Here is a 19,663-nt window from a genome sequence, read left to right as displayed (position 1 = left end):
CCGTCGCCGCCGCGGTCACCGGCGTCGCGTCGCCCCGAGCCGCCGGGCGACGCCGCGCCGCCGCGCGACGCCGCGCCGCGTGCCGCGTTCTTCGCGGCGACCACCGCGTCGAAGACCTGCCGCTTCGGCAGCCCCGCCTCCGCCGCGACCGCGGCGATCGCCTCCTTGCGCCGCTCGCCCGCGTCCTCCCGTACGCGCACCCTGCCCACCAGCTCCTCGTCGTCCAGCTCCGCGGGCCCCGCCTCGGGCGCGCCCTGGACGACGATCGTGATCTCGCCCCGTACGCCGTCGGCGGCCCACAGGGCGAGCTCGCCGAGGCCGCCGCGCCGCACCTCCTCGTACGTCTTGGTCAGCTCGCGGCACACGGCGGCCGGGCGGCCCGCGCCGAACGCCTCGGCCATCGCGGTGAGCGTGTCGTCGAGGCGGTGCGGCGCCTCGAAGTACACGAGCGTGCGGCGCTCGCCCGCGACCTCGCGCAGCCGGCTCATCCGCTCCCCCGCCTTGCGCGGCAGGAACCCCTCGAAGCAGAACCGGTCCACCGGCAGCCCGGACAGCGCGAGCGCCGTGAGCACCGCGGAGGGCCCCGGCACGGCCGTCACCCTGATGCCGCGCTCCACGGCCGCGGCGACGAGGCGGTAGCCGGGGTCGGACACCGAGGGCATCCCCGCGTCCGTGACGAGCAGCACGCGCGCGCCGCCCTCGAGCGCGTCCGCGAGCTCGGGCGTACGGGCCGACTCGTTGCCCTCGAAGTACGACACGACGCGGCCGGCAGGCTGCACCCCGAGCGCCTGGGTGAGCCTGCGCAGCCGCCGGGTGTCCTCGGCGGCGACCACGTCGGCGCGCGCGAGCTCGGCGGAGAGCCGGGGCGGGGCGTCGCGGACGTCGCCGATGGGGGTGCCGGCGAGCACGAGCACGCCGGAGCCGTCCCCGGACGGGCGGCCGGGCCCGGCGGCGGCGTCGCCGTGCGTGCCGGAAGCGCCCGTGCCGGCCGCGCTCGCCGACGTCGTCGCGGGCGCGTCAAGTGGGTGGCTCTCGGGCGGCTGGTTCGCATTCACAGCGGCCATCCTCCCAGCCTCACGGACACGTTCCTTACGATGGCGCGGTGACCAGTACTGCGCCCGAAGCCCTGCACGGGCACGACGCCGGCGAAACGCCGCCCGGATGGCCCTCGCGGATGCGCCGGTTCGGTCATGTGCCGCGGCGGACCGTCAGCCTGCGTGACCGGCTCGTCCCGCCGTTCACCCGCCCGTCGGACGCCCTGTGGGCGGTCCTGCGCGTGCCGCCGAACCTGGCGCGGCGGCTGACCCGGTGGTCGGCGTGGGGCGGCCCGCTGCTCGTCACGCTGATCGCGGGCCTGATGCGCTTTACGCACCTCGGCAGCCCCAAGGCCGTCATATTCGACGAGACGTACTACGCCAAGGACGCCTGGGCGCTGTGGCACCAGGGGTACGAGGGCAACTGGCCCAAGGGCGTCGACAAGAAGATCCTGCTCGACCCGTCCTCGGTGCCCGTGCCGCACGACCCCGGGTACGTGGTGCACCCGCCGGTCGGCAAGTGGGTCATCGGCTTCGGCGAGTGGCTGTTCGGCTTCAACCCGTTCGGCTGGCGGTTCATGGTGGCCGTCTGCGGGACGCTGTCGATCCTGCTGCTGTGCCGGATCGGCAGGCGGCTGTTCCGCTCGACGTTCCTCGGCTGCCTCGCGGGCGCGCTGCTCGCGACGGACGGCCTGCACTTCGTGATGAGCCGCACGGCGCTGCTCGACACGGTGCTGATGTTCTTCGTCGTCGCCGGGTTCGGCTGCCTGCTGCTCGACCGCGACTGGACGAGACGGCGGATGGCCGCCGCGCTCCCCGTCGACGAGGACGGCGTCCTGCGGCCCGACGCGCATGTGGCTCAGACCCTGCGGTTCGGCTGGCGGCCGTGGCGCATCGCGGCCGGCGTGATCCTCGGGCTGTCCTTCGCCACTAAGTGGAACGGCCTGTACATCCTGGCTGCGTTCGCCGTCATGTCGGTGCTGTGGGACGTCGGCACGCGGCGTACGGCGGGCGCCACGCGGGCGTGGCCCGCGATGCTGCGGCACGACCTGCTGCCGGCGTTCGTCTCGACGATCCCGGTGGCGTTCGCGACGTACCTGGTGTCGTGGAGCGGCTGGCTGTTCACGAGCAACGGCTACTACCGCAACTGGGCCACGACGAAGGGACAGGGCCTCGGCGGCAGCTACACATGGCTGCCGGACTGGCTGCGCAGCCTGTGGCACTACGAGTACCAGGTGTACGAGTTCAACATCCACCTGGACAGCGGCCACACCTACCAGTCGAACCCGTGGAGCTGGATCGTCCTCGGCCGCCCCATCTCGTTCTTCTACGAGTCGCCGTCGCCAGGACAGTCGGGCTGCCCGTCCGACACGTCGGGCAAGTGCGCGCGCGAGGTCCTGGCCATCGGCACCCCGCTGCTGTGGTGGCTCGCGTGCTTCGCGCTGCTGTACGTCCTGTGGCGGTGGTTCTTCCGCCGCGACTGGCGCGCGGGCGCGATCGCGTGCGGCGTCGCGGCCGGGTGGGCGCCGTGGTTCCTCTACCAGGACCGCACGATCTTCTACTTCTACGCGGTCGTCTTCGTGCCGTTCCTGTGCCTTGCGGTGGCGATGATGCTGGGCGCGATCATCGGCCCACCGGGCTCGGACGAACGCAGACGCACGATCGGCGCGGTGGGCGCGGGCGTGCTGGTGCTGCTCGTCTTCTGGAACTTCATCTACTTCTGGCCGCTGTACACGGGGACGTCGATCCCGTACACGTCCTGGCAGCACCGGATGTGGCTGGACACCTGGATCTGACGCCCGGAGCGTTCACGCGTCGTCGTCGGGCAGCAGGCGTGCGACGAGGTCGCGTGCCCATTCGGTGGTGAGGGGCAGGTCGGTGAAGACGGCGCGGTAGTAGAGGGGTGCGAGGACGCCGTCCGTGGTGTGTTCGAGGGCCGGGGGCTGTCCGCCCCTGGCCCTCTCCCGTTCGAGGATGGCGTCGAGCCCGCGCTCGCGCTCGCCGCGGCATGCCGCCGCGCCCTGCTCCCCGCCCGTGCCGATGGTGGCGCGCACCAGGGCGAGGGTGTCCGGGTCGCCGAGATCCTTCGCGAGGTCGAACGCGTAGCGCTCCAGGTCGCCGCGGAGGCTTCCCGTGTCAGGGACGACGAGGTCGCCGGTGAAGCGGCTGGTCGCGACGTCGGCGAGCAGGTCGCCCACGGTGCCCCACCGCCGGTAGACGGTGGTGGCGTGCACGCCCGCGCGTGCGGCGATCACCGGGATCGTCAGGACGTCGAGCGAGTCCTCGGACACCACCACCTGGACGGCCCGGTGCACGGCCGCGCGCACCTTGGCGGAGCGGCCGCCCGGCCGGCTGGCTGTGCCGGACGTGGAGGAAGTCGTAGCGGTCATGTGGCCAGTATCGCATTGATCGCTGCTTTTGGATTGCAGTGATCGCTGCGTTTGTGCTACCTTCAAATCGCTAACGCAACGATCACTGCGAGGCTTGCATGTCTCTCGAACCCCTTGCTCCCGCTGTTCCCGCAGCGCTCTCGAACGCCGCGTCCCGCCTCCGTCGGACACGCTCCTTCCGCGCCGCGGCCGCCGTCCTCGTCCTCTTCCTGGCCGCGTCCAGCGCCCCGTCCCCGCTCTACGTGATCTACCAGCGGCAGTGGCACTTCACGGCGTGGGTGCTGACCGTCGTCTTCGCCCTCTATGTGTTCGGCCTGCTGGCCTCGCTGCTCGTCGTCGGGTCGCTGTCGGACCACCTCGGCCGCAGGCCGGTGCTCGCCGCGGCGATCGCGCTCGAGGTCGTCGCGCTCGTACTGTTCCTGGTCGCGGGGAACGTCCTCGTGCTGTCCGCCGCACGCATACTGCAGGGCATCGCGACCGGGGCGGCGACGACCGCGCTGAGCGCCGCACTCGTCGACCTCGAACCGTCGCGCGGGCGGGCCGGCGTCGTCACGTCGGTGGCTCCCCTGACCGGGCTCGCGCTCGGCGCGCTCGGCAGCGGCGTGCTGGTGGAGTTCGGACCCGCGCCCACGCGGCTGGTCTACGCGCTGCTGTTCGCGGCGCTGGTGCCGGCCGCGCTGGCCGTCGCGCGCATGCCGGAGACGTCACCGCGCCGACCGGGAGCCGTCGCGTCGCTGCGGCCCCGGGTGTCGATGCCCGCGCACCTGCGCGCGGACATCGTCCCGCTGGTGCCGGCGATGATCGCCACCTGGGCCCTGGGCGGGATGTACCTCTCGCTCGGCCCGTCCGTCGCGGCCGAACTACTGGGGCTGCGCAACCACCTGGTCGGCGGCGTCGTCGTGACGCTCCTCGCGGGCACGGGAGCGCTCGCGGTCTCCCTGCTCCGCTCGCGCTCGGGGTCCTGGCTGCTGGCGCCGTCGTCCGCGATGCTCGGGCTCGGCACCCTGATCTCGCTCGCCGGGGTGTCGCAGCACCTCGCCTGGGTCGCCGCCGCAGGCACCGTCGTCGCGGGCCTCGGCTTCGGCGCGTCGGCGCTGGCGACGTTCGCCACCTTCGCCCGCATCGCACGGCCGCACGAGCGCAGCGAGGTCTTCGCCCTGGCGAACGTCATCAACTACCTGGGCAACAGCGTGCCCGCCGTGCTCGGGGGCATCGCGGTCACGGCGCTGGGACTGAGGCCCGCGACCGACATCTACGCGCTGGCGATCGTGGCGATCACGTTCTCCGCGTTCGTCCTGCGCATGAACCAGGCGCGCGCGAAGCGCCGCCGCGCCTCGGCCCGCGCTATGGCCCCGTGCGGCGGCTGAGGCGCGGGGGCGACGCCCCCGTGCACCACGCCGAACGACGATCAAACAGACCCACACAGGAGACAGACACCATGACGACCGCACGCGAAACCAGGGAGACCCGCGAGGTCCGGCGATCGGGCCACACGACGATCCGGTACACGGCGAGCGGCCCCGCCGACGGTCCTGTCCTGGCCCTCATCCACGGCTGGGCCTGCGACCGCGGCGACTTCGACGCGGTGACGGACCACCTTCCCGGGCACTACCGCGTCCTCGCCGTCGACCTCGCCGAGCACGGCGCGTCACGCTCGACGCGGGACGTCTGGACGATGGAGGAGTTCGCCCGCGACGTGGCCGCCGTGCTGGAGGCCGAGTCGGTGGACACCGCGGTCGTGGCGGGCCACTCCCTCGGCGGGGCCGTCGCCGTCGAGACGGGCAGGCTGCTGCCCGGCACGGTGTCGCACGTGGTCGCACTCGACGCGCTGCACTACCTGTCCCTGTTCCCCGCGATGAGCGAGGAGCGGGCCGAGGCGATGACGCGCCTGTTCCGTACGGACTTCGGCGCGGCGGTGCGGGGTCTCGTCGAGGGCGGCTCCCCGGCCGGGACCGACCCGGCGCTCAAGGACGCGTACGTCAAGAAGATGTCGGCGGTGCGGCAGCCCGCCGGGGTGCGTGCCATCGAGGGCCTGGTGCGCTGGGACATGGACGCGGCGCTGCGCGAGACGCGGCAGCCGATCACCGTGTTCGCGATCCGCGACCTGGTGACGCGCGAGGCCGTCGACCGCTACGGCGACCGGCTGGGCTTCGTGCTCGTCGACCTCGGCAGCCACCACTTCCCGGCCGAGGCGCCGGAGGCCACGGCGCGGCTCCTGGCGGGGGTGAGCGCCTGATGGCGCGCGCGAACCCGCTGCGGCTGCGGGACGTGACCGTCCCCAACCGCGTGTGGATGTCCCCGATGGCGCAGTACGCGGCGGGCCCCGACGGCAAGCCGACCGACTGGCACCTCGTGCACTACGGCGCACGGGCCGTCGGCGGGGTCGGCCTGATCATGGTCGAGGCCAACGCTGTGGGGCCGCTGCACCGGACCACGTCCGCGGACCTCGGCATCTGGAACGAGGAGCAGGCCGCCGCGCACCGCCGCCTGACGTCGTTCATCAGCGAGCGCGGCACCGTCGCCGGCGTCCAACTGCAGGCGGCGGGCAGGAAGGGGTCGCACCTGCTGCCGTGGGTGGGCGCGGGCCAGAACGGTTCCGTGAGCGTGGCCGACGGCGGTTGGCGGACGTTCGGCCCTTCGCCGGTCGCGTTCGGGGACCTGGACGTGCCCAGGGAGGCGGGCCGCGCCGACCTCGACGAGGCAGTGGAGGCGTTCGCGCACGCGGCGAGGATGGCCGACCTGGCCGGCTACCAGGTGGTCGAGATCCAGGCCTCGCACGGGTACCTGCTGCACGCGTTCCTCTCGCCCCTGTCCAACCACCGGACGGACGAGTACGGCGGGAGCCCGGCGAACAGGATGCGCCTCGCGCTGCGCGTGGCGCGCGCCGTGCGGGACGCGTTCCCGGCGCGGAAGCCGGTCTTCGTCCGGATCACCGCCACGGACTGGGTCGAGGGTGGCATCTCCCTCGACGAGGCGGCGCTGTTCGCCAAGGAACTGGCCGCTGTCGGCGTCGACTTGCTCGACGTCACGTCGGGTCTCGTGGTGCGCGACCAGGCGGCACGCCCGCCGGCGCGGGAGGCGGTGCACGCCGAGTTCGCGGCGACGCTCAGGAACGCCACGGGACTCGCGGTCGCACCCGTCGGAGGGATCGGCGACCTGCCGCCGGCCGAGAAGCTCGTCTCCAACGGCCGGGCGGACGCCGTGATGGTGGGACGCCCCCTGCTCCGCGACCCGTACTTCGCCCTGCGCGAGCGCCCCGTGGACCCGGCGGCCTGGCCCGATCAGTACCGGCGCGCCCTGCCCCACCACGCTCTCGGCGGCTAGCCTGATTGTCGCAGACATGCCACACCCCCCGGGAAGGGACTTGATCGACATGACCAGGGCCAGGTCGAGATGGATGATCCTGTTCGCCTGCGTGCTGACGCTGATATGCACCGCCATGGCGAGTGGAGCGGAAGCCGCTCCCGCGGCCGCCAAGAAGCATCACCACGTGGACGCGGCGGGCAAGAGCGGGCCGGTGTCCGTCGCCTATGTGGAAGTCAACAGCAACAGCATGCTGAACGTGGGCAAGTACAAGCTCGCCGGCAGCGGTGCCAACGTGTTCGACATCGGCGTCATCTTCGCCGCCAACATCAACTACAACGGCAGCCAGGCGTACCTGTCCTTCAATCAGCAGGTGCAGAGTGTCCTGGACAATGCGGCGACCCAGATCAGGCCGCTCCAGCAGCAGGGCATCAAGGTCGAGCTGTCGATCCTGGGCAACCACCAGGGCGCCGGGTTCGCCAACTTCCCGTCGCAGTCCGCGGCGGCGGCGTTCGCCAAGCAGCTGTCGGACACGGTGAGCAAGTACGGCCTTGACGGCATCGACTTCGACGACGAATACGCGGACTACGGTGTGAACGGCACCGCCCAGCCCAACGACAGCTCGTTCGTCTACCTGGTCCAGGCACTGCGCCAGGACATGCCCGGCAAGCTCATCACGCTCTACGACATCGGTCCGTCCGCGTCGCGGCTCTCCTACAACGGCGTCGACGTCACCGGCATGTTCGACTACGCGTGGAACCCCTGGTACGGCTCGTTCGACGTACCCGGCATCGGTCTCCCCAAGGACCGCCTCTCCCCCGCGGCCATCGACCTCGGCTCGACCAGCGCCGACGCAGCGGCCAACATGGCGCGGCAGACCGTGGACGGCGGGTACGGCGTGTACCTCACGTACAACCTGACGAGCACGGACATCCACGACTACATCTCACGCTTCACCGACGTGCTCTACGGCAGCGACGCGGTGCACAGCGGCTGACCTGCGGAGCATCGACACCAGCCGCGCGTGGGTCTCGTGGTCGGCGGCGGCCACGAGACCACCGCACGTCTCACCGAGTGCGGCACCGTCGATGCCGGTGACCACGCAACCCGCGGCCCGGCACAGGGCGATGCCGGCCGCGAAGTGCACGGATCCGGAGAGGTCCCCGCCGTCGGTGACGTACGCGGCGCGCTTGCCCGCGGCGACCCAGGCCAGCGCGAGCGTCGTGGACACGACGCGCGGCCGGAAGTGTGCGGCGAACTCGGGGCGGGCCAGCAGCTCCACGGCCCGGAACCCGGGCGCGTTCGGGAACGGCGGGTCCAGGTTGACGTCCACGAGCCCGCTGGCGGACGTGGGCACGAGCGGCACGTCGTCGCCCCCGTCACGGCGCACCCAGGCGGCGGCCTCCCCGTCCGTGCGGAAGACCTCGCCGCTGAACGGGTCCGCGACCGCGGCGGCACCGCCGCACAGCGCGACGTTGACGGCGACCGCCATGTTGCCGACGGCGTAGTTGAGCGTGCCGCACAGCGGATCCACCAACCACTGCCGCGCGGCGCCGCGGGCGCCCTGCTCCCCGCCCTCCTCGCCGACCACCGCGTCGTCCGGCCGCGCGGCGCGGAGGACGCCGAGGATCGCCTTCTCCGCCGCGAGGTCTGCGGTGGTGGCGAAGTCCCCGGCGCCCTTGTCGACGCGATCGAGCCGCTGGCCGTACAGGGCACGAACCACATCGGCTCCGGCCCGCGCCCCGGCCGCCGCGACCGCGGCATCGTCGTAGCCCGCATACGAGTTGACCATGCGAAGCAGATTATCGGGGCGAGGTGACGGCCGTTCGGCCGTATCAGCCGAGGTGCCGGGCGAAGAACCTGAGCGCGCTGTCCAGTTCGAACGCCGGCATCTCCCCGTGCTTGCCGGGGTTGGCGTGCAGCGTCTTCTCGGCCGAGGCGAGGGCGTCGAAGAGCGCCAGGCTCTGGGCGCGCGGCACCCGTTCGTCGTCCCACTGCACCAGGAACTCCACCGGGACGGTGATCCGCGCGGCGGCCTCGACCGCCGCCGTCGCCGACGCCCCACCCAGGCCCAGCACCGCCGCGCGGACGCGGGGTTCGGCCGCGACGAACGGAACACCGAGTCCGCAGCCCAGCGAGACGCCCCAGTAACCCACCGGCCCGTCGCCGACGTGCTCGAGTCGCTGGACAGCGTCGAGTACCGCCCGCCACTCCGGCACGGTCCTGCGGGCCACGAGTGCCTGGAAGTCGGCTACCAGCGGGGCAAGTTCCTCGCCGGCCTCCACGCGGGCCCCGTTCTCGGCGGCGATCCGGCCGTACTCCTCGTCCTTCGGCCGGTCGCCATGGGCCGGCACGTCGACCGCCACCACGGCGAACCCGCACTCCGCCACGAAGCGGTGTGCACGGAACAGGATGCCTGGGGCCTTCTTGTGCTGTCCGCCGCCGTGTCCCATCAGGACAAGCGGGCGAGGGCCGGTGGCGCCTTCCGGCGTCCACAGCGCGCCGGGGATCTCCCCGAGCGTGAAGAGTTGTTCGCGAATGCCGTCAGACGTGGTCTGGGAGGTGAAGCGCATAGCGTTTCGAGCCTTTCGGGGTGCCTTGTCCGGGCACTCCCTAGGCCATGCGGGGGAGGGAGGCCCGACCTGTCGCAGCGTTGATCGGTCTCACCTCCTCGGTTCGCGGTGGAGCACGGCGGCGGAAACGTAGCACGAACAACTGCACCGGGCCCAGGGGCTGTCGGCGCACGCTCAGCGCGGCGCCCTGCCCACCGCGAGCAAGTGCGAGGAAGACGCCAGCAGTTCCGGGTACGGCTCCGCCATTCTCGCGGCCGTCAGGACGGACGTGAACAGCGCCTCGTCCGGGCCGGGACCCGGCTGGCTCTCCACCGCCTTGAGCATCGACCACGCCGGGCCCTCCACCCCGAAGACCTCCACGTCGCACAGTCCCGCCGCGCTCAGTTCCTCGGCGAGTTCCTCACCGCGGTGGAAGTACGAGAGCGTGAAGCCTCGCCGGCCGTCGTACACGGCGGTGCGCAGGATGTCGGAGACCGAGGACTCGAGCCGCGGGGTGTGCAGGTGGGCGAGGGCGCTGTGCTCGAACAGCGACGAGTAGCGGTTGATGGCGGCCGCCGCGACGAGCCCACCAGGTCGGACCACGCGCCGTGCCTCGTGCAGAGCCCGCAGCCGGTCCGAGCGCTCGGGCAGGTGGTAGAGGGGCCCGAGGAGTTGCACCACGTCGTACGTGGCGTCTCCCTCTTCCAGCGCCCGGGCGTCGCCGAGGGACGCCGAGCAGACCGCCACCGCCTGTTCGACGTGGCGGGCGACGGGGTCGACGAGGTGCACGTCGTACCCGTCCGCCGTCAGCCACCGTGCGTGGACGCCAGGACCGCCGCCCACGTCCAGTACGCGGGCGGGCGCGGGCGGCAGGAAACGGCCCAGGAGCTCACGCGTCCTGAGCAGTTCGAGCCGCCCGTCGGCCGACATGCTCAGCCGGTCACTCTCGTCGACGACCTGCGAGTAGAAGTGCTCGATCTCCGGCGCCAATGTGGGGTGCGACATGGCGGCAGTATCGTGTGCGCCGGTGGACCAGTCCAGTACGGCTACCCGATGAGGAGCTATGGCACTGCTCAAGTACGAGGAGATCGCGGAATCGCTCCGCGTCCGGATCGGCTCCGGCGAGTTCCCGCCCGGCGGAGTGCTCCCGTCGGGCCGCGACCTCGCGGAGCAGTGGTCCGTCTCGCGGGCCACGGTGGTCAAGGCCATGGACGTACTCCGGCACGACGGCGTGGTCGCCGCGCGCCAGGGGACGGGCTTCGTGGTCAACGAGAGCCCGATCGCGCGCCCGGCCGGCGCCCGGCGGGCGGGATCCGCGCGGGTGACTGGCGGCATGCCGTTCCTCCGCGTGGGAGGGCCCGACTGGCGCGAGCCGCCCACCCAGGTCACCGCCGCGCTCCGGCTGGATCCTGGCGTGGCCGCCCTGCGCCGCGTACGGGTGCTACAGATGCCTGACGGCACTCCGCACAGCTACGTGGAGGCTTGGTTCCCACCGGACGTGGCCGAGCCGTCGCCGCGCCTCGTCGGGACGGCCCCGATCGCGGAAGGGACGACCCGCTACGTCCGGCGGCAGACCGGGCGGTTCCCGGTCGAGGGTGTCGACAGCACCACGATCCGCATGGCCACCGCGACGGAAACCGAGCATCTGGGCCTGACCGCACCCGCGCCCGTGGCTGTCGTGCTGCACACGGCGTACGACGGCGAGGGCCGACCGCTGGTGTGCGAAGAGGGCGTGACGCCCGCAGCGCTCTACGAACGCATCGATACCTACGCCATGTAGACGCGTCGTGCCGCTGCGCCGGGCCGGCTCAACAGGAGGTTGGCCGCCTTCGCTTTCCCTCCGGAGTGAAGGTGAGAGATCGGCGGAACGATCCCCCGCCGAAGCGCACCGCGAGAAGAAGCGGCTGCTCGTGTTCGGGCGGCCACGACTCCTCCGTGCGCTCGCTTCCGTTCCACAGGTGGAAGACCACCATCGGCTGTTTCGGATCGGTGCTGAGGTAGCCAAGCGTCTTTCCGTACAGAGGATTGGTTCCTCCGAACAGCACGGAGGCAGCGCCGAACTCCGCCGTCACATCCGCCCACGTGCGGTCCTCTTCGGCCCACTGCCGGACACGGCCCTTGAGGTCCTGGTACGCCCCCTCCGGAAGAACCCTGTCCGGCTTGAGCCAACCGCGTCGCTGCGCGAACTCGGCGTACACCGAGGCAAGGCCATACTCGTAGTTCCGCGCGGGTATCACGTCACGGAAGGCTCCGGTGATGCCGTGAGCCGTCCAGAGTCCGCTGCCTTCCCACTCCCGGCATTGCTGAGCGAACGCCTCAGGCTGACGTTCGACGAACAGCAGGTGGTCGAGCAGCATCCGAAGAGCCACTTCACCTCCGAACACCCCAGGCCGGCGGAGCGCGAGGTTGAGCTCTTCAACGAGGTGAGCGTGTATGTCCGCGGCAGTGGCTAGCGGGACGGTTGGATGCATGGGCGAAGTCTTCCGCATTCGCTCCCCTGCGCCAGCATTTTGATCGCTCATCAGTTCTGAAGCGCGCACTACTTGACTGGACCGGTCCACCGGTCCACCTTAGTTACGGCCAAGCTCCTCACCAGGCATCGCGTGCCCGCAGGCACACCACCACCGGGAGAACACCCATGACGCCCACGCCACCTTCCAGGCCACAGCGACGGCCGACATGCGGGGCGATGACCCGGCTGCCCGAGCGCCTGGTCTTAACTGCCCTGCGGCTCGCACCCGATCCCTACGGGGAGTACGACGACCGGGGCGTCGAGCGCCAGTTGGTGTGCACGCTCCAAGCGCACCCTCATGGCGACCACCACGCGGTCGTCCGAGAACTCGACGGCCCCGGCGGCGGCGCCGTCTGGGCGCAGTGGGTGGACGGGGCCAGGCCCCAGGCCGTGGGGGTGCGGGCCGACTGCCCGGCCGTCGTGACCGACGGCGCGCGGTCGGAGGCGTGCGCCGAATTCCTCGGCCATGCCGGCGCGCACACGTGGGAGTGCGCTCAGCCCTCGTAGCCGCCCGCCGCCAGCAGGCTGTCGATGCGGGCCCTGTGTGCCTCTTCCCAGGCGTCGAGGGACTGCGCGGCCTCCTTCGCCAGCTTCGCGCGGGCCGCGGCGAGCGCCTCCTCCCGGCGGGCGGCCGGGACCGCCACCACGCCCTCCTCGTCGGCGACGACGATGTCGCCCGCGGCCACCACGACGCCACCGCAGCGCACCTCGCCGCCGAGCGGGGTCACGGCCTTCTTGGCGCCCGGGATGGGGATGACGCCCCGCGCGTAGACGGGGAAGCCCATCTCGCGCACCTCCGCGAGGTCGCGGATCACGCCGTCCGCGACGAACGCCACGACCCCGCGGCGCTGCGCGACCGCGCACACGTTGCCGCCCGCCAGCGCGTGGTCGAGGTCGCCCGACTCGACGACGATCACGGAGCCGGGCTCGGCCCGGTGGATGGCCGCGTGCAGCATGAGGTTGTCGCCGCGCGGGCAGCGCACCGTGAAGGCGGGGCCCGCCACGCGCGGGCCGCCCGGCCACAGGGGCCGTATACGGAAGTCCATGACCTGCGCCGCCCCGAGGGCGTCGGCGAGCGCGGGGGTGGGGAGGGAGAGGAATGCGGTGGCGTCGGTCATGTTCTGCCTTTCGCGGGGCGTTTCGGCGCGTGCGTGATGGTACGGGAGCGGGTCGGGCCGGGCCGGTCACCGTGGGGTCCGCGGCGGTGTGATCGTGGTCCCAGTCGGATAACGCACGCCTCCTGCGTCCCCGTCGCCCCGTACAGTGCTGAACCGGAAGGTTCTTGAACGCGTTCAAGATCCGGGGGGACCCGGGGGGAGTGAGGGCTGCGCCGTGCGCAGTGGGGCGAAGATCGGTGTGGTCGGCGGCGTGTTCGCGGTCGTCGCGGGGGGCGTGGCCTGGGGTGGGCTCAACCTCTACCAGGGCCTGACGGGCGGCGACGGCGGCTCGGGCAGCGGCCTGGTCGGGCAGTCGGCGCCCAAGAGCGCGCCGATAAAGACGGGCCCGCCGAGTGCGGACGAAGTGTCCAGCACGGCAAAGAAGTTCCTGCACGACTGGGCCTCGGGCGCGGCGGCCGAGGACATCGCCCGGCTGACCAACGCGCCCACCGAGGCCGCGCCGTACTTCACGGACTTCCGCGGCTCCGCGCACGTCACCAAGGCCGCCATCACGCCGGGCGCCCCGACCGGTGCGACCGTCCCCTTCACGGTGAAGGCCACCGTCACGTACGGGGGCACGTCCAAGCCCTGGACGTACAAGTCGAAGCTGACGGTGGTGCGCGGCAAGTCCACCGGACGGCCGCTCGTCGACTGGTCACCGAGCGTGGTGCACCCCGATCTCACGGACGCCACGACGCTCGTGACGGACAAGACCGCCGCCCCGCCCATCGAGGCCGTCGACCGCGACGGCAAGACGCTGGACGCCAAGAAGTACCCGTCGCTCGGCCCGATACTCGACGCCCTGCGCCAGCGCTACGGCGACCAGGCCGGCGGCAGCCCCGACGTCACCCTGCGGATCGAGGGGCGCGACAGCAGCACGGGCACCGGCACCGGCACCAGCACCGGCGCGGACACCGCGCAGGGCGCGGCCCCCAAGGTTCTGCTGACGCTCACCAAGGGCCGTGCGGGCAAGGTCCCGACGACGCTCGACCCGCGGGTGCAGGCGGCGGCGGAGGCCGCGGTGAAGAAGTACACGAACGCCTCGGTCGTGGCGGTCAAGCCGAGCACCGGGGACATCCTCGCCGTCGCCAACAACCGCAAGGACGGTTTCGACGCGGCCCTGCAGGGCGCGCAGGCTCCCGGCTCGACGATGAAGATCATCACGTCGGCGCTGCTGATGGAGAAGGGCCTCGTGACGCCCGACCGTTCGATGCCGTGCCCTCCGACGGTGACGTACTACGGGCGGACGTTCCACAACGAGGGCGGCTTCTCGCTGAAGCCGGGCTCCACGATGCGCGACGCGTTCGCGCAGTCCTGCAACACCGCCTTCATCAAGCTGATCGACGACACGAAGGACGACGCGGGCCTGAGCAAGGAGGCAGGTGAGGTGTTCGGCATCGGCAACAACAACTGGAAGACGGGCGTCGTCTCGTTCGACGGCAAAGTGCCGGCGGAGACCGGCGGCGAGGCCGCGGCCGAGTACATCGGTCAGGGCAAGGTGCAGATGAACGTGCTGAACATGGCGTCCGTCACCGCCACCGTGAAGAGTGGCTCCTTCCACCAGCCGGTGCTCGTGCCGCAGTCCTTCGACCACCGCCAACTGGCCAGCGCGCAGCGGCGGTTGCCGTCGTCCATCTCGCAGGCCATCACCGGCATGATGCACACCACGGCCGTCAGCGGCACGGCGGCGCACGCGATGGCGGGCCTCGGCGGCGACAAGGGCGCGAAGACCGGCTCGGCCGAGGTCGACGGGCAGACGGTGTCGAACAGCTGGTTCACCGCCTTCCAGAACGACTGCGCGGCGGCGGCCGTCGTGGACGCGGGCGGCCACGGCGCCGACGCGGCAGGCCCGTTGGTGGCGTCGGTGCTCGCCGCCGAATGACACCGCTCGTCGCGCTCGCGGTCCTCGTCGCCGCGGTCACCCACGCCGGCTGGAACGCGATCGCGCACGACATCACGGACAAGCTCGTCGCGTTCACACTGATCAGCGGCGGCGGGGCGGTGATCGGCGCGCTACTGCTGTGCGTGGCTCCGCTGCCGCACGCGGGCGCCTGGCCGTACCTCGCCGTGTCGGCGGTGGTGCACGTCGCCTACTACCTGTTGCTGATGCGGTCGTTCAGCCTCGGCGACTTCGGCCAGGTCTACCCGATCGCGCGCGGTACGGCGCCGCTGGTGGTGACGGTGGTCGCGGCGGCGGTCCTGAGCGAGTCGCTGAACGGATGGCAGGCGGCCGGCGTGTGCGCCTCGTCCGCCGGGCTGATCGCGATGGCGTTGTGGGGCATCCGCGGCCGGGGCGCGCCACCGCGCGGGGCCGCGATACGCGCGGCACTCGCCACGGGCCTGTCGATCGCCGCGTACACGGTGGTGGACGGTGTGGGTGTGCGTCGCTCCGGCACGCCGATCGGCTATCTGGCGTGGCTGATGGTGCTGGAAGGGCTGCTGATCCCGGCGTACGCGGTGTACGTGCGGCGGGGGCGGCTGGCGGCCGAGCTCCGCCCGAGGGCGGCGCTCGGCCTGCTGGGCGCGGCGCTGTCGCTGACGGCCTACGGGCTCGTGCTGTGGGCGCAGACCCGCGCCGACCTGGCGCCGGTCGCCGCGCTGCGGGAGTCGTCCGTCATCGTGGGCGCGGCGATCGGCACCGTGGTCTTCAAGGAGCGGTTCGGCGCGCCGAGGATCGCGGCCGCGGGCCTGGTGGTGGCGGGCACGGCGCTACTGCTGCACTCGGGATGACCCGGGCTGCGTGCCCCCTTCCCCGCCCTTTCCGGCCGGCGCGGTGCGCTCACAGCCTCCTCTGGCACACCACCATCCGGTGCGTCGGCCGGTATCCCAGCGCCTCGTTGATCGCGCGCATGTGGGGGTTGACGTCCGCGGTGTCGGTGAGCAGGCCGCCGAGGCGCGGGTGGCCGCGCCGCGCGTTCAGGATCGACGCCGACTTGATCCAGCGCCCGAGCCCGCGGCCCCGGTGTCCTGGCAGCACGCCGGTGCCGTAGTGCTGGGCGTCGCCCGTGCCGTCGCCGGGGACGACGAGTTCGGTGAAGGCGACGACCGTGCCGTCCGAGGCGCTGACGGCGGCGACGGTGTGCAGCAGGTCGCCACGGTCGGCGACCGCGCGCGCCGCCGCCCGTACGCGCTCGACGTCCCAGGCGGGCGTCACGTGGTCGACCGCGCCCATGGGCATGTCGTCCATGGCGCGGCGCGAGCGCGCGAACGTCGGCGCGAGGTGCGCGGGCACGACGCCGTCCCACGACAGCAGCCGATAGCCGGGGTGCGGCCGCGCCACGGCGGCGTCGAGCGCGGCGGTGTCGACGTCGGCGAGCGCCAGGCGCACGTGGATCAGCGTCAGCGCGGCACGGAACCCGCGCGCGGCGAGGAACGCCTCGCCGGCCGATCCGGCGCGCACCTCGGCCGCGAGGGTCCGCCGCCCCTCGTCCCCGGCGGCACGGACGGCGGCGGCCAGCAGCCGCGTGCCGACGCCGCGCCGCCGCTCGGCGGGGTGCACGTGCAGGTCGAGGTCGGCGACGTGGCTCCGGCCTTCGGCGCCGGGCAGCCGTACGAAGGCGGACCCGACGGGGTTGCCGTCCTCGTCGTCGGCGAGCCAGGCGAGGCGGCGGGCACCGGGGGCGGCGGAGGGGCCGGAGGATGCGGAGGACGGGGCGTCGGTCAGTGGGGTGATGCGAGGGGACACGGTGGCTCCTGGAGGTAACGGCGGACGACTTCACGACCTGGGCGCGCCACGTGACCACTCGTACGCATGAGCCGTACACCTCCTCGTCGGGAACGACCCGCAGACGCTAACGGCCCGCGCTCGGTCGCGACAAGCGGATACCGCGCGGCGCGGCGGCGGCGGCGTGCGTGCGTGCGGGGCAGGGCAGCGTGCGGGGCCGTGCGCCGCGTGCGGGGGCGTGCGGGCGTGCGTCCGCCCGTATGCGGTGTCCTGCGCCGACAATGGGCGCCATGAACGTGACGCCTCACCCCGACGCCGCGACGGCGACCGCCTGGCAGGCCCTCGGCGGCCCGCCCGAACTCCTGGAGCGCGTCTCCTACGAGGGCGCCGCCGACGTCCTGCCCTCGCGGCTGCCCGTGCGGGAGCTGGCGCGTGCCACAGTGGGCGCCGCGTCCCTCGCCGCCGCCGAGCTGCTCGCGGCCCGGCGCGGGGACGCGCGGGTGCCGGCCGTGGTGGTCAAGGAGGGCGCGGTCGCCACGGCGTTCGTCAGCGAGCGCCACCTGCGGGTCGACGGCAGGCACCCGACGGCGTTCGCGCCGTTGTCCCGCTTCTGGCCGACGGCCGACGGCTGGGTGCGCACGCACGCCAACTACCCGCACCACCGGGCCCGGCTGCTGCGCGCGCTCGGCGCCGAGGACATCGGCGACGACGGCAGGCTGGTCGCGCGCCTGGCGTCCGAGCTCGCTGGGATGCGCGCCGAGGAGGTGCAGGAGGCCGTGTACGCGGGCGGCGGACTCGCCGTGCGCGTCGCCCCCGCGCCGGTGGCGTCCACGCTCCCGCTGGTGGAGACGGTGACGGACGGGGCCGTGGCGGGCGCGGTCTCCGGCGCGCGGCCGCTGGGTCCTGCGGCGCTGCCCGCGCAGGGCGTCCGCGTCCTCGACCTGACGCGGGTGATCGCCGGGCCCGTCGCCACCCGCACCCTGGCCCTGCTCGGCGCCGACGTGCTGCGCGTCGACTCGCCGCGGCTGCCGGAGACGCCGGACGCGCACGCCGACACCGGCATGGGCAAGCGGTCGACGCTGCTCGACCTCGCGGCCGGCGGGCCCGGCCGCGAGACCTTCGACGCGCTCCTCGCCTCCGCGGACGTCCTGGTGACCGGCTACCGGCCGGGCGCGCTCGACGGCCTCGGCCTGTCGGCGCGGGCCGTGCGGGAGCGCCACCCCGGCCTCGTCGTGGCGCAGCTGTCCGCCTGGGGCTGGTCGGAGGAGACCGTAAGGCCCTGGGCGGGGCGCCGCGGCTTCGACAGCCTCGTCCAGGCGGCCTGCGGCATCGCGGCGACGGAGGCGGCGGACGACGGCACGCCGGGCGCGCTGCCCGCGCAGGCCCTCGACCACGGGACCGGCTACCTGCTGGCCGCCGCCGTTCTGCGCTCGCTGACCGCGCGGCACGCGACGGGCGCGGGCGCGCACGTCCGGCTGTCGCTCGCGGGCACCGCGCGGTGGCTCCAGCACGGCATCGAACCCGACCCCCTGCCGGGGCCGCCCTACGCGCCCGACCAGTACGTCACGGAGCGCCCGTCCCCGGAACTCGCCGTGCGCCACGCGCTGCCGCCAGTCCACTACGAGGGCGCACCGGCGGACTGGCGCCACCTGGCGACGCCGTGGGGCTCCGACACCCCGAACTGGCTGTGAGCGGCGCGGCGGGTCCGGGTACGGTCGACCGCATGAGTGAGGGCGAGGCGGAGCGCGGCGTGGTTCCTGGCACGGACCGGTCCCCCGCGGATGGCGCGCAGGTGCGGGACTGGACCGGGCGGCCCGTGTGGTTCGTGCTGAACGAGTCGTTCGCGTTCCTGGTGGAGCTGGCCGCGTTCGCCGCACTGTGCTGGTGGGGGCTGCGTGAGGGGGGTGCGGTGCTCGCCGTCGTGCTCCCGCTCGCGGCGATGGTGGTGTGGGGGATGTTCGCGGCGCCCCGCGCCAGGTACACGCTGCCGCTCGCCGGTGTGCTGGCGGTCAAGGCCGTCGTGCTTGGCGGCGGCGCCGTCGCCCTGTGGGCGGCGGGGCGGCCGGTGTGGGCCGTCGCGCTGGCGGTGATCGTCGTCGTCAACACCACGCTTGCCGAGGCCGGCCGCAGGCAGTCGCCGCGTAGACCGGCCGCGCCGCGGGCCTCTGGTGCGGCGGGTGCGAGCGGTGATCTCATCGTCCGATGGAGCGATTCGACGGATACGGCGTACTGATCACCGGCGCGGGACGCGGCATCGGAGCCGCCGTCGCGAGGCGGCTCGCCGACGAGGGCGCGCGGGTCCTCGTGACGGACGTGGACGAGGAGCGGGCCGGCGCGACCGCCGCGGCCATCGAGGGCGCGGAGGCGTTCCGGTGCGACGTGGGCGACCGCGCGTCGGTCGAGGCTGCCGTCGCGCACGCGGTGGCGCGGTTCGGACGGCTGGACGTGCTGGTCAACAACGCCTACTCGTGCGGCCCCGACGAGCCGCTGTTCGAGGACGAGACGGACGAGGTCTGGGCCCGCGACCTCGACCTCACGCTCACCGGCGCGTTCCGCTGCGCGCGTGCCGCGCTGCCGCACCTGGTGGAGTCCGGGCGCGGGGCGATCGTCTCGATCGGCTCGGTCAACGGCGAGCAGGACTTCGGCAACCACGCCTACAGCGCGGCGAAGGCGGGGCTCGCGAGCCTGACGAGGACGCTGTCGGGGCATGCCGCGCCCAGGGGCGTGCGGGTCAACCTCGTCGAGCCGGGGACGGTGCACACGGAGGGCTGGGCGGGCCGCGAGGCCGTGCTGGAACGGGCGGCCGCGCTGTACCCGCTGGGGCGGGTGGGCCGGCCGGAGGACATCGCGGCGGCCGTCGCGTTCCTCGCGTCGCGGGACGCGGCGTGGATCACGGGGGTGACGCTGCCGGTCGACGGCGGGATCCTCACGGCGCAACTCGGCTTCCGCAGGGCCGTGTCCGAGCATGACTGAGGCGCGGGCGCGCGGCGCGGGCGCGCTCGGCGTGGGCGCGCTCGGCGTGAGCCCGGCCGCACTCGGTGCGGGCGCGCT

The 19,663-nt window shown here is 73.2% G+C and carries 20 protein-coding genes; 12 read left to right on the top strand and 8 right to left on the bottom strand.

Annotation, left to right across the window (positions count from 1 at the left end):
• Window positions 1-914, bottom strand: a 914-nt coding sequence (rsmI, locus tag JFN87_RS24475; protein WP_372449280.1) for a 16S rRNA (cytidine(1402)-2'-O)-methyltransferase, incomplete at its 3' end; no start/stop codon positions are given.
• A gap of 188 nt (window positions 915-1,102) precedes the next feature.
• Between rsmI and JFN87_RS24470 the strand changes: the two genes are divergently transcribed.
• A complete protein-coding gene (locus JFN87_RS24470; RefSeq protein WP_209343235.1) occupies window positions 1,103-2,830 on the top strand; it encodes a dolichyl-phosphate-mannose--protein mannosyltransferase in 1,728 nt (575 codons plus the stop codon).
• Window positions 2,831-2,842: 12 nt separating this feature from the next.
• Here the strand turns inward: JFN87_RS24470 and JFN87_RS24465 are convergent, their stop codons facing one another.
• A complete protein-coding gene (locus JFN87_RS24465; RefSeq protein WP_209343234.1) occupies window positions 2,843-3,424 on the bottom strand; it encodes a TetR-like C-terminal domain-containing protein in 582 nt (193 codons plus the stop codon).
• A gap of 98 nt (window positions 3,425-3,522) precedes the next feature.
• Between JFN87_RS24465 and JFN87_RS24460 the strand changes: the two genes are divergently transcribed.
• The 4 genes from JFN87_RS24460 (at window position 3,523) to JFN87_RS24445 (ending at window position 7,724) form a co-directional block, all read left to right on the top strand.
• Window positions 3,523-4,791, top strand: a complete 1,269-nt coding sequence (locus JFN87_RS24460; RefSeq protein WP_209343233.1) for an MFS transporter — start codon at window positions 3,523-3,525, stop codon at window positions 4,789-4,791.
• Between the two features lie 71 nt (window positions 4,792-4,862).
• Window positions 4,863-5,660 carry an alpha/beta fold hydrolase gene (locus JFN87_RS24455; protein WP_209343232.1) on the top strand — a complete coding sequence of 266 codons (798 nt, stop codon included), beginning with the start codon at window positions 4,863-4,865 and terminating at the stop codon, window positions 5,658-5,660.
• Window positions 5,657-6,748, top strand: a complete 1,092-nt coding sequence (locus JFN87_RS24450) for an NADH:flavin oxidoreductase/NADH oxidase (protein WP_504739789.1) — start codon at window positions 5,657-5,659, stop codon at window positions 6,746-6,748. The genes JFN87_RS24455 and JFN87_RS24450 overlap by 4 nt, the downstream gene beginning before the upstream one ends.
• A gap of 49 nt (window positions 6,749-6,797) precedes the next feature.
• Entirely contained in the window at window positions 6,798-7,724 is a 927-nt protein-coding gene (locus JFN87_RS24445) for an endo-beta-N-acetylglucosaminidase H (RefSeq protein ID WP_245181046.1), read from the top strand.
• On the opposite strand, the gene JFN87_RS24440 is transcribed toward JFN87_RS24445, so the two are convergent.
• From JFN87_RS24440 to JFN87_RS24430, 3 genes are all read right to left on the bottom strand, one after another.
• Window positions 7,674-8,519, bottom strand: coding sequence for an inositol monophosphatase family protein (locus JFN87_RS24440; RefSeq protein ID WP_209343230.1), 846 nt, complete (start codon window positions 8,517-8,519; stop codon window positions 7,674-7,676). The two genes, JFN87_RS24445 and JFN87_RS24440, sit on opposite strands and share 51 nt — an antisense overlap.
• A gap of 43 nt (window positions 8,520-8,562) precedes the next feature.
• Window positions 8,563-9,300, bottom strand: a complete 738-nt coding sequence (locus tag JFN87_RS24435) for a dienelactone hydrolase family protein (RefSeq protein ID WP_209343229.1) — start codon at window positions 9,298-9,300, stop codon at window positions 8,563-8,565.
• Between the two features lie 174 nt (window positions 9,301-9,474).
• A complete protein-coding gene (locus tag JFN87_RS24430) occupies window positions 9,475-10,284 on the bottom strand; it encodes a class I SAM-dependent methyltransferase (protein WP_209343227.1) in 810 nt (269 codons plus the stop codon).
• Window positions 10,285-10,342: 58 nt separating this feature from the next.
• Here JFN87_RS24430 and JFN87_RS24425 point away from each other — a divergent pair, with 58 nt between their 5' ends.
• Complete coding sequence (locus JFN87_RS24425; protein ID WP_209343226.1) at window positions 10,343-11,059, top strand: GntR family transcriptional regulator; 717 nt, start codon at window positions 10,343-10,345, stop codon at window positions 11,057-11,059.
• 28 nt (window positions 11,060-11,087) lie between these two features.
• Here JFN87_RS24425 and JFN87_RS24420 read toward each other — a convergent pair whose 3' ends face one another.
• The gene (locus JFN87_RS24420) at window positions 11,088-11,750 is read right to left on the bottom strand and encodes a hypothetical protein (RefSeq protein WP_209343224.1); all 663 of its coding nucleotides are present in this window, start codon (window positions 11,748-11,750) and stop codon (window positions 11,088-11,090) included.
• Window positions 11,751-11,968: 218 nt separating this feature from the next.
• Here JFN87_RS24420 and JFN87_RS24415 point away from each other — a divergent pair, with 218 nt between their 5' ends.
• Window positions 11,969-12,298, top strand: a complete 330-nt coding sequence (locus JFN87_RS24415) for a hypothetical protein (protein ID WP_209343223.1) — start codon at window positions 11,969-11,971, stop codon at window positions 12,296-12,298.
• On the opposite strand, the gene JFN87_RS24410 is transcribed toward JFN87_RS24415, so the two are convergent.
• Window positions 12,286-12,909, bottom strand: a complete 624-nt coding sequence (locus JFN87_RS24410; protein WP_209343222.1) for an RraA family protein — start codon at window positions 12,907-12,909, stop codon at window positions 12,286-12,288. The genes JFN87_RS24415 and JFN87_RS24410 overlap by 13 nt on opposite strands.
• Before the next feature lie 214 nt (window positions 12,910-13,123).
• Here JFN87_RS24410 and JFN87_RS24405 point away from each other — a divergent pair, with 214 nt between their 5' ends.
• A complete protein-coding gene (locus tag JFN87_RS24405; protein WP_209343221.1) occupies window positions 13,124-14,830 on the top strand; it encodes a penicillin-binding transpeptidase domain-containing protein in 1,707 nt (568 codons plus the stop codon).
• A complete protein-coding gene (locus JFN87_RS24400) occupies window positions 14,827-15,678 on the top strand; it encodes an EamA family transporter (protein ID WP_209343220.1) in 852 nt (283 codons plus the stop codon). Before JFN87_RS24405 ends, JFN87_RS24400 begins: the two co-directional genes overlap by 4 nt.
• A gap of 49 nt (window positions 15,679-15,727) precedes the next feature.
• On the opposite strand, the gene JFN87_RS24395 is transcribed toward JFN87_RS24400, so the two are convergent.
• Complete coding sequence (locus tag JFN87_RS24395; RefSeq protein WP_209343219.1) at window positions 15,728-16,633, bottom strand: GNAT family N-acetyltransferase; 906 nt, start codon at window positions 16,631-16,633, stop codon at window positions 15,728-15,730.
• A gap of 269 nt (window positions 16,634-16,902) precedes the next feature.
• Here JFN87_RS24395 and JFN87_RS24390 point away from each other — a divergent pair, with 269 nt between their 5' ends.
• Genes JFN87_RS24390 through JFN87_RS24380 form a run of 3 tightly spaced genes read left to right on the top strand, consistent with a single transcriptional unit; the run spans window position 16,903 to window position 19,585 of the window.
• Window positions 16,903-18,303, top strand: coding sequence for a CoA transferase (locus tag JFN87_RS24390; protein WP_209343217.1), 1,401 nt, complete (start codon window positions 16,903-16,905; stop codon window positions 18,301-18,303).
• Between the two features lie 32 nt (window positions 18,304-18,335).
• The gene (locus JFN87_RS24385) at window positions 18,336-18,845 is read left to right on the top strand and encodes a YrdB family protein (RefSeq protein WP_209343215.1); all 510 of its coding nucleotides are present in this window, start codon (window positions 18,336-18,338) and stop codon (window positions 18,843-18,845) included.
• Window positions 18,815-19,585, top strand: coding sequence for an SDR family NAD(P)-dependent oxidoreductase (locus tag JFN87_RS24380; RefSeq protein ID WP_209343213.1), 771 nt, complete (start codon window positions 18,815-18,817; stop codon window positions 19,583-19,585). The genes JFN87_RS24385 and JFN87_RS24380 overlap by 31 nt, the downstream gene beginning before the upstream one ends.
• Window positions 19,586-19,663: the final 78 nt, after the last annotated feature.

The sequence above is a fragment of the Streptomyces montanisoli genome, assembly GCF_017813245.1.
Taxonomy (GTDB): domain Bacteria; phylum Actinomycetota; class Actinomycetes; order Streptomycetales; family Streptomycetaceae; genus Streptomyces; species Streptomyces montanisoli.
The sequence above is the reverse complement of the archived record's forward strand: the minus strand, read 5'-3'. Positions and strand labels throughout refer to the sequence as shown.

Coding starts and splice junctions, on each gene's coding strand:
- JFN87_RS24410 (WP_209343222.1), bottom strand. CDS start 12,909: ATGACCGACGCCACCGCATTCCTCTCCCTCCCCACCCCCGCGCTCGCC.
- JFN87_RS24445 (WP_245181046.1), top strand. CDS start 6,798: ATGACCAGGGCCAGGTCGAGATGGATGATCCTGTTCGCCTGCGTGCTG.
- JFN87_RS24430 (WP_209343227.1), bottom strand. CDS start 10,284: ATGTCGCACCCCACATTGGCGCCGGAGATCGAGCACTTCTACTCGCAG.
- JFN87_RS24425 (WP_209343226.1), top strand. CDS start 10,343: ATGGCACTGCTCAAGTACGAGGAGATCGCGGAATCGCTCCGCGTCCGG.
- JFN87_RS24460 (WP_209343233.1), top strand. CDS start 3,523: ATGTCTCTCGAACCCCTTGCTCCCGCTGTTCCCGCAGCGCTCTCGAAC.
- JFN87_RS24455 (WP_209343232.1), top strand. CDS start 4,863: ATGACGACCGCACGCGAAACCAGGGAGACCCGCGAGGTCCGGCGATCG.
- JFN87_RS24390 (WP_209343217.1), top strand. CDS start 16,903: ATGAACGTGACGCCTCACCCCGACGCCGCGACGGCGACCGCCTGGCAG.
- JFN87_RS24465 (WP_209343234.1), bottom strand. CDS start 3,424: ATGACCGCTACGACTTCCTCCACGTCCGGCACAGCCAGCCGGCCGGGC.
- JFN87_RS24415 (WP_209343223.1), top strand. CDS start 11,969: ATGACCCGGCTGCCCGAGCGCCTGGTCTTAACTGCCCTGCGGCTCGCA.
- JFN87_RS24385 (WP_209343215.1), top strand. CDS start 18,336: ATGAGTGAGGGCGAGGCGGAGCGCGGCGTGGTTCCTGGCACGGACCGG.
- JFN87_RS24420 (WP_209343224.1), bottom strand. CDS start 11,750: ATGCATCCAACCGTCCCGCTAGCCACTGCCGCGGACATACACGCTCAC.
- JFN87_RS24400 (WP_209343220.1), top strand. CDS start 14,827: ATGACACCGCTCGTCGCGCTCGCGGTCCTCGTCGCCGCGGTCACCCAC.
- JFN87_RS24380 (WP_209343213.1), top strand. CDS start 18,815: ATGGAGCGATTCGACGGATACGGCGTACTGATCACCGGCGCGGGACGC.
- JFN87_RS24435 (WP_209343229.1), bottom strand. CDS start 9,300: ATGCGCTTCACCTCCCAGACCACGTCTGACGGCATTCGCGAACAACTC.
- JFN87_RS24440 (WP_209343230.1), bottom strand. CDS start 8,519: ATGGTCAACTCGTATGCGGGCTACGACGATGCCGCGGTCGCGGCGGCC.